15 protein-coding genes are annotated in these 15,670 nt (G+C 59.0%); 13 read left to right on the top strand and 2 right to left on the bottom strand.

Going from position 1 to position 15,670, the window contains the following annotated elements:
* Positions 1–102: 102 nt before the first annotated feature.
* A complete protein-coding gene (locus DKK67_RS01470; RefSeq protein WP_111493702.1) occupies positions 103–1,008 on the bottom strand; it encodes a LysR family transcriptional regulator in 906 nt (301 codons plus the stop codon).
* Between the two features lie 162 nt (positions 1,009–1,170).
* Between DKK67_RS01470 and DKK67_RS01475 the strand changes: the two genes are divergently transcribed.
* Together DKK67_RS01475 and DKK67_RS01480 are read left to right on the top strand one after the other, a co-directional pair.
* The gene (locus DKK67_RS01475) at positions 1,171–1,614 is read left to right on the top strand and encodes a DoxX family protein (RefSeq protein WP_111493704.1); all 444 of its coding nucleotides are present in this window, start codon (positions 1,171–1,173) and stop codon (positions 1,612–1,614) included.
* A 95-nt stretch (positions 1,615–1,709) separates the two neighbouring features.
* On the top strand, positions 1,710–2,525 hold the full coding sequence (locus DKK67_RS01480; protein WP_111493706.1) for a DODA-type extradiol aromatic ring-opening family dioxygenase: 816 nt from the start codon (positions 1,710–1,712) through the stop codon (positions 2,523–2,525).
* Between the two features lie 23 nt (positions 2,526–2,548).
* On the opposite strand, the gene DKK67_RS01485 is transcribed toward DKK67_RS01480, so the two are convergent.
* Positions 2,549–3,769: a GAK system CofD-like protein gene (locus DKK67_RS01485; protein WP_204355702.1), complete on the bottom strand. Its 1,221-nt coding sequence runs from the start codon at positions 3,767–3,769 to the stop codon at positions 2,549–2,551.
* 230 nt (positions 3,770–3,999) lie between these two features.
* Here DKK67_RS01485 and DKK67_RS01490 point away from each other — a divergent pair, with 230 nt between their 5' ends.
* From DKK67_RS01490 to DKK67_RS01540, 11 genes are all read left to right on the top strand, one after another.
* Positions 4,000–5,484 carry an aminoglycoside phosphotransferase family protein gene (locus tag DKK67_RS01490; RefSeq protein WP_111493708.1) on the top strand — a complete coding sequence of 495 codons (1,485 nt, stop codon included), beginning with the start codon at positions 4,000–4,002 and terminating at the stop codon, positions 5,482–5,484.
* Entirely contained in the window at positions 5,477–6,373 is an 897-nt protein-coding gene (locus DKK67_RS01495) for a GAK system ATP-grasp enzyme (RefSeq protein WP_111493710.1), read from the top strand. Before DKK67_RS01490 ends, DKK67_RS01495 begins: the two co-directional genes overlap by 8 nt.
* Entirely contained in the window at positions 6,370–7,455 is a 1,086-nt protein-coding gene (locus DKK67_RS01500) for an HprK-related kinase B (protein WP_111493712.1), read from the top strand. The genes DKK67_RS01495 and DKK67_RS01500 overlap by 4 nt, the downstream gene beginning before the upstream one ends.
* The gene (locus tag DKK67_RS01505) at positions 7,455–8,135 is read left to right on the top strand and encodes a histidine phosphatase family protein (protein WP_111493714.1); all 681 of its coding nucleotides are present in this window, start codon (positions 7,455–7,457) and stop codon (positions 8,133–8,135) included. Before DKK67_RS01500 ends, DKK67_RS01505 begins: the two co-directional genes overlap by 1 nt.
* Before the next feature lie 12 nt (positions 8,136–8,147).
* Positions 8,148–9,476 carry a metallophosphoesterase family protein gene (locus tag DKK67_RS01510; RefSeq protein ID WP_111493716.1) on the top strand — a complete coding sequence of 443 codons (1,329 nt, stop codon included), beginning with the start codon at positions 8,148–8,150 and terminating at the stop codon, positions 9,474–9,476.
* Between the two features lie 3 nt (positions 9,477–9,479).
* Positions 9,480–9,743: an amphi-Trp domain-containing protein gene (locus DKK67_RS01515; RefSeq protein WP_111493718.1), complete on the top strand. Its 264-nt coding sequence runs from the start codon at positions 9,480–9,482 to the stop codon at positions 9,741–9,743.
* Between the two features lie 450 nt (positions 9,744–10,193).
* On the top strand, positions 10,194–10,559 hold the full coding sequence (locus DKK67_RS01520; RefSeq protein WP_162628712.1) for a cupin domain-containing protein: 366 nt from the start codon (positions 10,194–10,196) through the stop codon (positions 10,557–10,559).
* Between the two features lie 45 nt (positions 10,560–10,604).
* The gene (locus DKK67_RS01525; RefSeq protein ID WP_162628713.1) at positions 10,605–12,014 is read left to right on the top strand and encodes an NAD(P)/FAD-dependent oxidoreductase; all 1,410 of its coding nucleotides are present in this window, start codon (positions 10,605–10,607) and stop codon (positions 12,012–12,014) included.
* Between the two features lie 165 nt (positions 12,015–12,179).
* Positions 12,180–13,670, top strand: a complete 1,491-nt coding sequence (locus DKK67_RS01530) for a CoA-acylating methylmalonate-semialdehyde dehydrogenase (protein ID WP_111493724.1) — start codon at positions 12,180–12,182, stop codon at positions 13,668–13,670.
* A 379-nt stretch (positions 13,671–14,049) separates the two neighbouring features.
* A complete protein-coding gene (gene dctP / locus DKK67_RS01535; RefSeq protein ID WP_204355703.1) occupies positions 14,050–15,066 on the top strand; it encodes a TRAP transporter substrate-binding protein DctP in 1,017 nt (338 codons plus the stop codon).
* Between the two features lie 67 nt (positions 15,067–15,133).
* Positions 15,134–15,637 (top strand): TRAP transporter small permease, encoded by a 504-nt coding sequence (locus DKK67_RS01540; RefSeq protein WP_111493728.1) that lies wholly within the window; start codon positions 15,134–15,136, stop codon positions 15,635–15,637.
* Positions 15,638–15,670: the final 33 nt, after the last annotated feature.

Below are 15,670 nucleotides of genomic sequence, written 5' to 3' on the forward strand. Positions count from 1 at the left end.
AGAGATTGCTATGCTGCTTGAAGAGAAGACCGGTATTCGATTGGCTTTTCGGATGATTGATCCCTTGCCGGAATGCTAGAAGCACGATGAAGACGGAGCGATTTATCTAAACCGATCCCAATAAGGCGGCTCCCCAAAGAACCCGTCAATAAAGTCGATAAAACTGCGGACCTTGCTGGCCAGCAGCTGGCGGTGGGCATAAACGGCGTAGAGCCCCAGAGGTTCGGGTTCGTAGTCCGGCAGGATGATCCGCAGTTTTCCCGCCCTGATGGCCGCGCCCGAGATGAACGTCGGCTGCAGTGCGATGCCCGCGCCCGCGATCGCGGTTTCCACGAGGACGTCGCCGTTGTTGCTCACCATGGCCCGCTTCTCGTTGCTGATGGCCAGCAGCGATTTCTGTAGCGGCTGGACCGACTCCATATCCATGTAGCTGTAGTGAAGGTAGTGATGATAGAGGAGGTCTTCCGGGTGTTTCGGGGTGCCGTGTTGTTCGAGGTAGTCCGGTGACGCGCAGAGTACCAGGCGGACGGGCGCGATGCGTTTGGCGATCAGCGACGAGCTTTTCAGGTGGCCGATGCGCAGGGCGATGTCGAAGCCTTCCTCGACGATGTCGACCTTCCGGTCATTCAGCTGCAGATCAATATCCACCGCCGGATGCGCCTGCTTGAAGGCACTCAGCAGGGGCGGCAGGTGGTGCATGGCAAACGACACCGGGGCGCTGATGCGCAGCACGCCCTGGGCCTCGGTGTGCAGATCCCCGAGCTGGCTTTCCACATCGTCGAGATCGGACAGAACCTGCAGCGCCCCCTGGTGGTAACGGCGGCCCGCTTCCGTGAGATGGATCCGGCGAGTGGTACGGTTCAGCAGGCGCGCGCCCAGGCGCTGTTCCAGATGGGACACGTACTTGCTGACCAGCTGCGGTGAGGTATCCAGCCGCTCGGCCGCACGCGTGAAACTCCCTTCCTGCACGACGTGGACAAAGGCGCGCATGGTGTCGATGCGATCCATGGAGGTTCTCCGGTGTGCTGTCGGTCAATAATCAACAGTATATTTATAATTAAGCAACGAAAGACATCTTAGTGCTGCTTTTCGGTGATAGTAAAGTGTTCACATCACCTGGGGCGAGCGCCTCGGGATTCATCGATCATAGAATCATTCGAGGTGTCCGCTATGAACAACGCATTTGTTAAAGCCCTGTTTCACTCCAATGCCGGTTTCGCCGCTCTGATCCTGCGGGTGCCCGTGGGTCTGACCCTGGCGGCCCACGGGGCCCAGAAACTGTTCGGCTGGTTTGGCGGCTACGGCCTGGAAGGCACCGGTCAGTGGATGGCGAGCATCGGTCTGGAGCCGGGCTACCTGATGGCGCTGATGTCCGGCAGTGCCGAATTCTTCGGCGGTCTGGCGCTGTTCCTGGGGCTGCTGACACGCCCCGCGGCGCTGGTGACGGCCTTCACCATGCTGGTCGCCATCTTTGCGGTCCACATCGGAAACGGCCTGTTCATGGCCAACAACGGCTACGAATACGCCCTGGCGCTGTTCGCCGTCACCGTATCACTGACTCTTCAGGGTGGTGGCCGGTTCGCACTGGATAACCTGATCCACAAGGCGCTCTGAGGCCGGTTGGCGAACGAAACCCGGAGAGCGAGCTGGTGCCGGTGGCCGGGCCAGCTCGTATCGCCGGTCTAGAATAGGTTTAAAGGAGCATGACGATGAGCACGCAAACCGATGTCCTGTTTATTTCCCACGGGGGCGGGCCCATGCCGCTGCTGGGTGATCCCGGTCACCGCGAGATGGTGGACACGCTGACGCAGATCGCGGGCAAGCTGCGCAAGCCTTCGGCGATCCTGGTGATCAGCGCGCACTGGGAAGAGTCGGTGCCGACTATCACGGCGGGTGGACACCCCTCGCTGATCTACGACTACTACGGCTTTCCGCCGGAATCCTACGAGATCCGGTACCCGAGCCCGGGCGAGCCGGCGTTGGCCGGTCAGATCGCAGCGGCGCTGGAACGGGCGGGGCTGCCGGCCCGTCTGGACCGTGAGCGGGGCTTTGATCACGGGCTGTTTGTGCCGCTCAAGCTGATGTACCCGGATGCGGACATTCCCTGTGTGCAACTGTCCCTGGTCAACACGCTGGACGCCGAGACCCATCTGGCCATGGGCCGCGCGTTGCAGGCGCTGGATTATGAAAACCTTCTCGTGATTGGATCGGGATTTTCGTTCCACAACATGCGCGCCTTTTATTCGGCGGTTTCATCGGACGACGAGGCCCGCAACCAGGCGTTCGAAGCCTGGCTGGAAGAGACCTGCAGCGATCCCGCCATGCCGGAATCGCAACGGGAAGATCGGCTGGCCCATTGGGATCAGGCGCCCCACGCCCGATTCTGCCATCCCCGTGAAGAGCACCTGATGCCGCTGCACGTGTGTTACGGGCTGGCCGGCAAGGCCAGCGATGAGCACCTATCGGCACAGATTCTTGGGAAGATGTCGGGGATGTATTACTGGCAGGTGGGCGGCCGGAACTGATGGCCAGTGGCGAGGGCGCCGGCTCAGGTCAGTCCGAGCAGCGCCTCGGCCAGCTTCACGTCATCGTAGCGGTGTGACTCCGGATCGTCCGTCGCCAGATCAACGTCGATGACCTGCACGCCCATCTCACGTGTGATCTTCTCAAGCTGTTCGTCCGACACGGTCAGCAGCTGCGAGTCGAACAGCAGGAAATCGACCCCCGGGCGAGCTGACGCGTCCGCGGGGGCTTTGCTCGACAGGTGTTCACCGAGCACCCGGACCTGGTCGACCAGGGTCATGCCCAGGGTTTCGAGATCCGTGCCCAGGCTGGGCACATAGACGCGGGGCGCCGGGTTCCTGTTCACGGCCTTGGAGACGCCCTTGGGCAGCAGGTTGGCGATGACGCTGCTGTAGAAACTGCCGGGCGGGAAGACGATGAGTTCGGCGGCGTCGATCAGTTTGCGGGTTTCCTTGCCGACCCGCGACACGCCCTCGGTATCAACGTCGTCCGCCTCGCCGGAAAGCTGGATGGAGCGGATGGGCGAGTCGATCTCCGCGGTTTCCTTGCCGGTGAACCGGTGTTGGCCGTTGAGTGTGCGTCCGTTCTCCAGCGTCACCTTGAGTTGCAGGTCCGCGTCCGTCGTCGTGCGCACGGTTCCACGGGTCTTGATCAACTGGCCGAACAGGAAGGCAATCGGGTCCAGGGAGCGGTTGTGGATCAGGTACCCGCCGGTGAGGATCAGATTGCCGACGCTGGCCCCTGCCAGGTCGAAGCTCTCCGGCATGTGGTCGTGGAAGGCGGCAATGTAGCTCTGGATCAGCGAACGCATGGGGTCGGCAATGGCCTTGAGCAGCGGGTGCTTGCCGCAGGCCAGGGCCTCCAGGCTCTGTTGCAGGGCCGCCGGGCTCCGGCTTTTGCCCAGTCGGTGCGAGAACAGGGCGGCGATCTCGGGATGACCGGTGACCGAGTCGTCCGCCAGGGACAGCAGTCGGGCCCGCAGGTCGCCCACGGCGGGCATGGCGAAGGCTTTGCGCAGTTCGGCGGAACTACCACCTGAATCGAAAGGTGTGACAAGATGAATCGAGTTATGGGTGTAGCGCGCCAGCACTTCGGAAAAGCTGCGTAGCGCCGTGCCGCCGCTGAAGAAAAGAAGCCTGGGGCCTAGCTCTGGTGCCTTGCGGTAGCGGGCCAGACGCAGGTCGTTACCTTTGGCCAGTCCCCGGGGCACGTTCAGGCGGGTGCATGAAGAACGCTGTTTTGCCATACGTCTCTTTTTTGAAGTTGCCGTATTTGACGTTGTAAGAAAGGTGTCACCCAAAAGGCGGCGCGATTGCCTATAGTGTGCGCTTTCCGGTCGGTCAGTTGAGGGTGAAGCGGCTTATCAACGCATCAATTCTTGAGCATCTGTATTTTCTTCGATTCGAAGTGGAAAATCATTGCGAGCTGGTTGAAGTCTATGTAACTCGCCCGAGTGAGGCCACCGCGCACCGGCTCGTGAATCGCAAGGGTTACAGAAAAACCCTGCAGGAGAAAGTCGAGCTGTCGGTGGCGATGGATGTGCGCCGCCGCAAAGTCGACGGCCCGGGCTTCCAGCAGGCCAAGTCCCTCGAGCGCCTGGCCCGCTTGCTCGACCAGCTCGGTCAGGCCTGTCTCGATTTCACCGACATCCGGGCGCTGCGCGCCGCCCCGGACAAGCATTTCAAACCCTACGCCAAGCTGATTCGCCGCATTCGCAAATCCCTCGCGCTGGTTCTCATCAACCCGGAGGATGCCAATACCCGTCAGGGGCTCAAGCTCGGGCGCCGCGTGGCCAAGTTGACGGCCAGTCTGGATGAGGTTTCCGGCCCGGCGGACAGTGACCCCGGCCAGGTCCTGCATTTCCAGATCCATCGCATGATCCATCTGCTGAGCGAGATAGCCGACGCCCTGCTGGCGGCCAATTTCGGGCCGGCGGTGCGGCTGCAGAACTACAAGCAACTCAGGAACGCGGCCCATGCCTTTGCCGATGAGAGCGACAGTTTCGGCGTCGAGCGGCTGGCGCTGACCCGCAGTGGCAGCACCATCGCCGCCTTGCGGGCCGAGCACGAAGCGTCCAGCGAGGTCATGGCGGTCTACAAGGAAGGGCAGGCCAGCAAGGTCCTGGAAGAGATTTCCGGGGTGGACCAGTGGAAAAAGGTCTACCCGAAAGTTGCGCCCTCGGTCATTTCCCACAACGTCGAGCACGAGGACGAGTTGGGCTCCATGGTGATCGAACACCTGCCCGGCCGGACTCTGGAATCGCTCTTGCTCAACAGTCAGTGGGACCTGGCGGGCATCCTGGTGAACAAGCTCGGCAAGACGCTGCGGAAAATCTGGAAAAGCTCGTCGACCCGCGAGCATGCAGAGCCCGGCTACATGCAGCAGCTGCGCAAACGCCTGCCGGAAACCCGGCAAACCCATCCGGACCTGTTCAGCGAGGCGCAGACGATCTGCGGCCTGGTGCGCCCCGATTTCAACCAGTTGGTGGACCGCGCCGAGAACCTGGAGAATCGGGTCCGGGCGCCGTTTTCCGTGCTGATTCATGGCGACTTCAACGTCGACAACCTGATCTACGACGAACTCAAGGACCGCATCTATTTCATCGACCTACACCGCGCGTCCTATTCCGATTACGTGCAGGACCTGTCGGTGTTGATGGTCTCCATCTATCGCCTGCCCCTTCTGGACGAGTCAGCGCGTACCGAGATGAGGGCGCTGGTCAGCCAGCTCTACCGGTTTGCGCGCCGGTTCGCCAAAAGCCGGGATGACGCCAGTTTCGATACCCGTCTGGCGGTTGCCCTGGCGCGCTCGTTCGCCACGTCCACCCGATTCATCTACGACAAACGCTTCGCCCGGCGGCTGGCCTTGCGGGCGAGTTTCCTGCTGGAAAGCGTGACGCGACTGAATCCCGATAAACTTGAAACATACCGGCTCCCCCTGGAGGACATTTTCAGTGACTAACACGCGCATTGCGGTCATCGGAACACCCGGCAAATGGTCGACCGAGGTGCTGGCCGATCACCTGGAACAACGCACCGGGTTCCGCTGCGTCGTCGATATGGCCGACGTGGTCCTGGAGCTGGAAACGGGGCGGCTGCGCTACCGGGACACTGTGCTCAACGATCTCGACGGCGTCATCATCAAGAAGATCAGTGAGGTCTATTCCCCGGCGGCGGACGACCGTATCCGCATGCTCGCCAGCCTGGAGGCCGATGGCGTGCGTTGTTTCAGCCGCCCGGAGCAGGTTGGGCGACTGATCAATCGCCTGGAAGGCACGGCGGCGCTGGCGGCCGGCGGGGTGGCCCTGCCCACCACCCGGGTGACCGAAAACGTGGCCGAGGCCCTGGACGTGATCGACTCGTTCGGCAAGGCGATTCTCAAACCGCTCTATTCCACCAAGGCCCGGGGCATGGTGGTGCTGGAGACGGCCGACGGTGAGGCCGTGAACACGCAGAAGCTGGACGCGTTCAAGACCGAGCACGGCCTGTTCTACCTGCAGCAGTTCGTCAACCTGGGCGGCCAGGACCTGGGGATGGTGTTTCTGGGCGGTAAGTACCTGTGCACCTATGCCCGTGTCGGCGATGCCGGCGCCTGGAACACCACGATCCACAGCGGCGGCAATTACCAGGCCTACGAGCCCGGCCCGGAGTTGATCGAGCTTGGTCACAGGGCCCAGGCGTGTTTTGACCTGAGCTTTACCACCGTGGATATCGCGCTGACCGACGCCGGCCCGGTGGTGTTCGAGGTGTCCGCATTCGGCGGCTTCAGTGGCGCGCAGAAGGGTTGCGGCATCGATGCGGCCGGGAAGCTGTGTGACCACGTCCTGGCCGAACTGGGGGCGGGGGCATGATCAATCTGCTGGACGATAGCGCCATCGCCCGCGCCAGGTCCGGGTGCACGTCGGCGCTGTGTTTGACCTTCAATGGCCTCAAGGTTCGGCTGCTGACCAACAACCCGTCGATACTCGACTACCTGGTCGGCTATTTTTCCGGCCTGACCGACAGCCAGGCCGTCCAGAAAGAACTGCGGGTCTTCCTGATCGACGGCGAGCCGGATACGGGCGCGGTCGACTGGACGCCGGTCCAGCGCAGCAAGGTGAGCCGGCTAGGGCTGAAGGAGGCCTATGTGGATACGCACGACGGCCGCTGGATCCACAAGGTGCGCACGGGCCTGGTGATGTTCCAGTCGTTGGTCGACCCCGTCGTCATGGGTGATCTGCTGGCCAACCGCTCGCAGGTGGTCAACTTCATCAACAACCAGTTCCTCAACCACTACCAGCGACAGGGTTACCTGCTGGGGCACGCGTCGGCGTTCGACATCGAGGGCCGTACGACGGCCATCGCCGCCAGCTCCGGCGGCGGCAAGTCCACGCTGATGCTCAAGGCCCTGGAGACGCCGGGGGCCCGATTCCTGTCCAACGACCGGATCCTGTTCAAAGCGGAGGGCGGCGCCGTGCGGGTGCTGGGGGTGGCCAAGCACCCACGGGTCAATCCCGGCACCCTGATGCACTCGGAGCGGTTGCGGTCGATCCTGCCGGCGGCGGAACAGAAGCGGTTTGCGGGCATGCCCACCGGTGAGCTGTGGGCGATTGAGCAGAAGTACGACGTGCTGATTCCCGCGGCCTATGGTGACGGCAAGACCGCGCTGTCCGGAACGCTCAGAAATCTGGTGCTGCTGGACTGGTCCCTGGACGATCCGGCGCCCACGGAGCTGGGTCCTGTCGACATCGAACAGTCGCCACATGCGCTGGACGGCCTGCGCAAAAGCCCCGGGCCCTTCTTCCAGAATGCGGAGGGTGTGTTTCCGCCGGAACAGAGCCCGGCGGCGGACGTTTACGCCGATCGTCTGCCCGGCGTGCAGGTGCTGCAGCTGACCGGCCGGGTCGACTTTGATCGGGCCGTTGAATTGCTCCACCAGTGGGGGCTGCTCTGATGGCCGCCATGGCCCTGATTCGACACGGCGCGTACGAACAGCTCGCCGGCACGCCCAGCGCGCTTCAGCCGTACCCGTTGACCGACGCGGGGATTGAAGAGGTGCGGGCGCAGGCGCGCCAGTTCGGCGACTGGCTCGCCGGATCGGGCTATCGTCTGGCACCGGAAATCCACTGCTCAACCCTTCTGCGAGCCTGGCAGACCGCTGAAATCTATCGAGAAGAGCTGGCGGCGTTCTTTGCCGGGCCGGCGGTGACGTGCAGCTTTGCCGCGCTCTGCGAACGCAGCGTCGGCGCCGTGGCCAACCTGAGCGTCGCCGAGATTGAGCGCATTGTCGCGCTCGATCCGCGTCTGGAACCGCTGCCTGAGGGCTGGAAGTCCACCAGTGATTTCCGGCTGCCGTTCGATGGCGCGGAATCCCTGCTGGAAGCCGGTGCCCGGGTGGCCGATCACTTGAGATCCCTGCCCATTACAGACGCCGAGCAGCGCATCCAACTGGTCGTGGGCCACGGGGCATCGATCCGCCACGGGGTCTATCATTTAAATGTAATAAAGTTCAGCGACGTTAAACGATTCAGCATGTTCTACGGTCATCCGGTCGTTTTCGAGGCGCAGGCGCAAGGCTGGACGCGTATATACGGACACTGGAAGAACCGACGCACATCCGAACCAATCGACTAGACGACAGACGCGATGGCATCCCCCGATTTCATTCCCAAGGTCAGCGACCACCGATTTCACAGCGCCGTCCTGAGCCGCCTGCCTACGGAATGGGAACCCTGGCCCGACGATCAGACGTCCGTGAATCACGACGACGCGCTCAACACGTTCATCAAACGCTCCCGCAAGAAAACCTTCGCCTGGCCCAAAAAGCCGGTGGTGTTCGTTTCCGACCCCCACGCCGACGCCGAAGCGTTCGAAGCCTCACTGATCGCCGCGGGGGTGATCGATCGGGACGGCGCCAACCTGTGTGAATACCAACTGACCAGGTTTGGTCGCAAGGCGGAAATCATCGTGGGCGGCGACTGTCTGGACAAGGGGCCCAGCAACCTCGCGCTGCTGCGCAGCCTGGCCCATTTGTACCGGCTCAAGGCGGATGTGACCCTGCTGGCCGGCAACCACGATCTGCGTCTGCTCATGGGGCTGCTGGTGCTGGAGCGGGAAAAGGACGCCGGCAGCCAGCACCTGTTTGTGCGCATGGGGCGCAAAGTGGTTCCCCTGTTCCGGGAGGTGTTTGACCAGTACCTCGTCAATACGAACTGGAGCCGCGGGATGCCGTCGGAGGCGGAGTGTCGGCAGGCGCTGTTCCCGGATGAGGACTGGTTTGAGAACTTCCCGTACTTTGCCGCCGGCTTCCTGACCGCTGAGGGCATCGACCGGGAGATCGGAAAAATGGCGGTCAAGAGTCGGGAGTTCGAAGCGCATTGCACGGACGCTGGACTTTCCCTGCAGCAGGTCTACGCGGCGGCCATGAAGTGCCGCTCGCTGTTTCTCAAGGACTCCGGGGAGTTCCACTGGTTTTTCCGCAAGATGAGGCTGGTCAAACAGCGCGGGTCGTTCCTCTTCCTCCACGCAGGGCTGGACGATCATATGGCCGAGCTTCTGGCCAAGCGGGGCGTCAAACACGCGAACCGGGCCTTCAAGAAAAACCTGATGACACAGCACCTGTTCAGTTTCTACTATGGCTCGCTGGCCAACACCTTCCGCACCAAATACCGTGCGGTGGACCTGCCGCTGACCGAGCGCGGGTCCAAGGCCGCCAGGCAGGCCGGGATCCAGGTCCTGGTGCATGGCCATGTCAACCACCACGCCGGCCAGCGCATATCGCTGCAGCAGGGGCTGGTGCACATCGAGGCCGATATTACGCTGGACGCCCATTCCCGGGAACGTGAAGGCCTGGACGGTCTCGGGGTCGGGGTAACGCTGATCGACCGCAAGCGCGGGGTGGTGGGCCTAAGCGGTGACTACCCGCGCGCCAAGGTCTTCAAGCCCGGCCGCAAGGGACGACTGAAGGGAGCCTGATCATTGAAGTCGAAAACCAAGTTCAGCCACGACTCACTGCTGGATCGCCAGTCCGCCAAGGACCTGTTGGTGGCGCTGGGCAATGCGGTGAAGAAGGGTCAACTCGAGTTCGAAGAGAGCGAGGGCGATCTGGTGTTGTCTCCGAACAAACTGCTGCAGGTCTCCGTGCGTGCCAGCGACGAGGGCGACAAGCAGGAAGTGGAGGTCAAGCTGAAGTGGCGGACCAGGGCCAAAGAGGTTTCGGATACGGCGCCTAAGATCAAGTGAGGGCTGGGGCTGTGTTTTAGGCGGGTTTGGAATCGCCTGAAAGATAGGATGGACTCGCAACGCTCTGTGCGCGTTGCTCGGGGCTTGGCCCCGTCGTCGCGACTTTCCGACGTTCGATCCGTCTGCGTCGCAGACTTCGAGTCGAACCGTAGGTTCTTCATCGGCCATCAAGCAAACCAATATTCCACAAAAAGCCCCGCCACGTGCGGGGCTTTTTTATGGAATATTGTCCCGTCCTGACCTGACCCCCTCTGGCTTAACCGTTCCTCGCTTAGTGGCGTTCATCCATTGAATGGTTTTGCCATAAAGCACGACTTATCGCTTGGGTGATCCTTCCCATCGCAGCCGATACGCAAGTAGCCGCTTAAGTAAGGACAAGATCGTTGATATTTAACGTCTGTTTCCGAGCGAATACGTTCAAGGCTCGATAACTAAAACAGGAGTCTGATCGTGAGTATTCAATGTGTTCAAAAGCTGCAGCTCTCTTCCCTCGCCGAAGGCACCAAAGCTGAAACGCCGGCGGAAGCCTTGCTATCCGGTCATGGAGACGTAACGACTTACTTTGGTTTTGCCTCGGAGAACGGCAAGACAGTGAGTGGCATCTGGTCATCCGAAGCATTTAGCAAAAAGAAGTCCCACCCGGATGAAATGGAGTTTTGTTACCTGATTGAGGGCACGGTGAAGCTCACCGATTCCGAAGGCAACAGTCAGGAGTTTTCCGCTGGCGAGGCTCTGGTAGTAACTCCGGGATTCGACGGTATCTGGGAATCAGTCACGCACGTCAAGAAGTACTTCGTGATCACCAAGTGCTCGTAGGTGTAGATCGCCTCAAATCGGCGGGGCGCAATGAGGTTTGCAGCGATGATTTCAAATTACTCAACAGCCAGTTTTTGGCTAAGCCAGCTAGACCCACAGGGCGCGAGAGATCCGCTCGACGGTGATCGCGACGTCGATGTGGTCATTGTTGGCGCAGGCTATACGGGGCTTTGGACCGCGTACTACCTGAAAAAGAATGCACCCGAATTAAACGTCGCGGTCGTCGAAGCCAACATCGCCGGGTACGGCGCCTCTGGACGAAACGGTGGCTGGGTCGTTGGTTACGTTGCCGGCCTCGAAAAATACGTGTCTAGCCTGCCAAGCGCAGAGAAGCGAGATATCTGCAACGTCCTCTTCGACAACGTGGATGCCATCGGTGACGTGCTTCGGGACGAGGGCATAGAGGCCAACTTCCACAAGGGCGGCGTCATCTATGGAGCCGCTCGGTTCCCGGGACAGGTAGCCAGGCAAAAGGCGTTTCTCGACGGTCTCTATGAGGCGGGGCATACCGAAGAGGATTGCTGGTGGCTGAGCGCCGACGAGATGAGCGCCAAGGTCCGGTTGCGCAATGGCTACGGTGGAGTATTCAAGAAACACGCCGCTGTTGTGCACCCGGCAAAAATGGTTCGGGGGTTGGCTGACGCTGTAGAAAAGCTTGGGGTAGCCATCTACGAGCAGACTCCAGCCATTTCCGTGAAGCCAGGCGAAGTGGTGACCAAGAATGGCGTCGTGCGTGCGCCCGTTGTGGTCCCGGCGCTTGAAGGCTACTCCACAACCGTGACTGGGTTGGGTACCCGAATCATACCGGTTCAGAGTTTGATCATTGCCACCGAGCCTCTGTCTGAAAGCTTGTGGGACGAGATCGGTCTGAAAAATCGAGAAGCATTCTGCGATGGCGGTCGAATGATCAGCTATGGCCAACGATCAGCGGATGACCGAATGATTTTTGGTGCAAGGGGCGGGTACGTATATGGAGCGAAACCGCGCAGCGAGTTTTCACTGTCCGACCCGGAGTTCAGGCCACGGGAAGGCTTGATGCATGACCTGTTTCCCATGTTGAAAGGTGTCGAAGTGACCCATGGTTGGGGCGGTTCGTTGGGGGTTCCCAGGGCATTCGCGCCGCACGCGGTCTTCGACAAACGATCCGGTCTCGCCACCGCTGGCGGTTATGTGGGGCAAGGAGTCGGCCCTTCCCACTTATTCGGACGAACCCTTGCGGATTTGATTCTGGAAAGAGATTCCGAATTTACCCGTATGCCGTGGGTTTTCGGTGACAGACCCATAGGGCGGGCGTTGCGGAGGTGGGAGCCCGAGCCCTTCCGGTGGCTCACCTCAAGACTGATTCTTTCGATGTACGAATGGGAAGAAAAACTCTGTCAAGAAAATGCCAGCGCCTCATGGGGCAAGGTCATCGCGAATGCCATCAACAACAACTTGGGAAAGCTCATGCGCTAGCACCAGGTCGTTGGATTGCACCGAAACAGTAAATAAGTTCAGACATTAGCGTTTTCCGGCGGTTTGCAGTTCTTAAATTCGCGGAGCGCATCGTGTGCCAGAGCCATTTCTCATGCTTGTTGGGAATGGGCACATCAAACCGAAATAACAAGAGGAGCGGGTCAAGTGGAAACTGTTTGTCATCATATTAACGGTAAAGAAGTAACGGGAAGTGGCACTACGATCGAGATCACCAATCCGTCAACGGGAATGGTGGTTCGAAGCGTTGCCAATGCAGATACCGCGTTGGTACAAGCGGCGATTGAGGCAGCAAAAGAAGCCTTCCCTGCCTGGCGCGACACACCGCCGGCCAAGCGTGCGCAGGTGATGTATCGGTTCAAGCAGCTGCTGGAAGAGAACGCTGATCGCATCGTGCATCTGATCAGTGAAGAGCATGGAAAAACGCTTGAGGATGCCATGGGCGAGGTGAAGCGTGGCATTGAAAACGTGGAATACGCCTGTGGTGTGCCTGAGCTGCTGAAGGGTGACTATTCCCACAACGCCGGGCCGTCGATTGATGCCTGGTCGAACCATCAGCCGCTGGGCGTGGTGGCTGGTATTACGCCGTTCAACTTCCCGGCGATGGTGCCACTGTGGATGTATCCGATGGCGATTGCCTGTGGCAACGCCTTTATCCTGAAGCCGTCCGAAAAAGATCCGACCGCGTCTCTGGAAATTGCCAAATTGCTGGAGGAAGCCGGGCTGCCGAAGGGCATCATCAACGTGGTCCATGGCGGCCGTGAAGCTGTGGAAGCCCTGCTTGATGCTCCGGACGTGAAAGCCATTTCTTTCGTTGGTTCAACCCCCGTTGCTGAAAGCCTTTACGCTCGGGCCTGTGCGAATGGCAAGCGGGTTCAGGCACTCGGAGGCGCGAAGAATCACGCGGTGGTTCTGCCTGACGCCGACATCGAAAACGCGGCCAATGCCCTGATGGGGGCGGCCTACGGCAGTGCCGGGGAACGCTGTATGGCGATTTCGGTCGCGGTATGTGTTGGCGATGAAACCGCCGATCGCCTCGTCGCCTCAATGAAGCAGAAGATCTCCGGGCTGAAGATCGGTCCGGGCACCGAGCCCGGTCTCGACATGGGCGCACTGATTACGAAAGAGCACCGCGACAAAGTCATTGGTTACATTGAAGATGGTGTGGCCGTGGGGGCAGAGCTTGTGGCTGACGGGCGAAACCTGAAAGTGCCAGGGCACGAGGATGGCTTCTTTGTTGGTGGTTGTTTGTTCGATCACGTGACCGCTGACATGAGAATCTACAAGGAGGAGATCTTCGGTCCGGTGCTGTGCGTCGTTCGCGTGAAGACCTTGGACGATGCCATCGCCCTGACCAACGCCCATGAGTATGGCAATGGCACTTGCCTGTTCACCAAGGATGGTGAAGCTGCCAGGCGCTTCTCTGACCAAATTGAAGTGGGCATGGTTGGCATCAATGTTCCACTGCCTGTGCCGGTTGCGTACCACAGTTTCGGCGGTTGGAAGCGCTCTCTGTTTGGCGATCTTCATGCCTACGGCCCGGATTCTGTTCGATTCTATACGCGGCGTAAGGCCGTGTCTCTGCGCTGGCCCTCGAAGTTCGAAGCAGCTCGCGCCGAGTTCTCCTTCCCCTCATAACCCGCCGTAAGGTGAGTCCTGGCGTTCGGATAGTAAGTCTGCCGCTCCTTGCGTTGTGTGCGTTTTGAATACATCGCATGGAGCGCGGCTTTGATGAGGGCCCGTGTATCTATGCCCGTTAGTTTAGATCGAAAAAGATCTGGGCGGTATTGATACCAAAAGTCATGCAAAAACAGAAAATATGGTTGCTTGTCGGGTGCGCTAGCCTCCCATAGCCTCATAAATAGAGCTGTTCTTTACGCCGGCGCACGGATATGAACCGGAAAAATGGTCATCACTTGGGCCTGAATACGAAGTCGAAATATTGCCGAGGCGATGATAGGGAACAACCTAAGTCCATGACGGTTAGTTACATTAAAACAATATAGGAGTACTCGTCGTGTTAGCACATAAAATTACCAAGTTGTTTATGTCATTGGTTGCTGCTTCATCTTTGACTGTATCTGCTATAGCTATGGCCAGCGATGAAAGCTATCGATTTAAAATGGTCAATTCGGATGATGCGGCAGACTCGCCGGTAGGGCGATCTGTACAGCTTTGGGCCGACCTCATCGAGGAAAAGTCCGATGGTCGAATGCAGGTCCAGGTCTTCCACCAGGGCGCCCTGGGTAACGTAGGCGAAGTGTTTGACCACCTGCTGGCCGGCAATGTTGATATGGCCATTTCACTTCCCCAAACCTCTTACGATAACCGCGTCGCTATAATGTCCCTCCCGTACCTTTTCCTGGGCTGGGATGAGGCATATGAAGCCTATGGTGCCGATGGCTGGATGAAGGAGATCGTTGAGCCAATTTTTACGGATCTTGGGCTCAAGAGTTTCGGAGTGTACCCCTACGGTTTTGCAGGCATTGCAACCCGAGGTGATTATGCTGCGAGCCTTGAGGAAGCCCAGGACAAAAATCTAAAAGTGCGAGCCATTCCGGCCTTCCCGGTTCCGCAGACATTGCAAGCCATGGGCTTTCACTCCGTACCCCTGGATTGGAACGAAGTTTATACCTCCATTCAAACAGGCGTCGTCGATGGCGATGCAGGGAATACCATCTACTGGGACTATCAGTACTTCGGCGACCTCCTGGATTATTACGTGCACACGCGACACCTTTTTTCCTACTCGATCCTGATGATGAATAAGGGGACCTGGGATCAGATGGACGATGAGGATCGGGAAATCGTTAGATCTGCGGCGAATGAAGTCATTAGAAAGCAGTTTACGGATGCGCGAGAAGAAGACGAGAAGTGGATAGCAAAAGCCGAAAAGGACGGCATGGAGTACTTCGAGCCGACCGACCTGCAACTTGAGGAGTGGGCTGCTGTTGTCCGGGATGAGATCTGGACCCTCGCGGAAAAGGAGTTTGGTAAAGAGTTGGTGCAAAAAGTTATGGATCACGCTCAATAGATGAGTGGAACGAAAAGCGGGGCTGACCGTCGGTCCCGCCCCCCCCGAATCTATAGAGAGATTTATAATGAAACTTTTTAATCTTTTCGATTGCGCGTTAGATAGAGTCATTGCCCCCCTTGTCGCAATTACTGGGCTCGCTATCGCTCTTTCCTTTGTGATTGGTGTCGTTGCTCGATCGTTCATCGGTGTTGCCATGTTTGGCCTAGAGGAACTGATCCTTATAGGTGTTGTATGGTTCTATATGATGGGGGCTGTTTTAGCATCGAAAGAGCGCTCCCATCTCCATGCTGATTTTGTTTCTGTAATTTTCAAAAGTGAAAAAGCAGTTCTGATATCTCGCATCGTCTCTACACTCCTTTCGATCGTTATGGCGGTCTTCTTTGTTATGTGGAGTTACTCGTTGTTTCAGTGGGGGGTTGATCGAGGAGAGAAAACGCCCATCTTCGCCATCCCCGTATTCATTAGTCAGGCCAGTGTGTTTGTTGCTGCGATCCTTATGACTTTATATCTCCTGAGAGATTTAATTTCAGATATAGGAAATTTGGCTCTTCATAGTAGTAAAAGCTGAATTGATCCAGTGCTGACTGAATACATATAACAT

It is taken from the genome of Marinobacter bohaiensis (genome assembly GCF_003258515.1).
In the GTDB taxonomy this organism is placed as follows: domain Bacteria; phylum Pseudomonadota; class Gammaproteobacteria; order Pseudomonadales; family Oleiphilaceae; genus Marinobacter_A; species Marinobacter_A bohaiensis.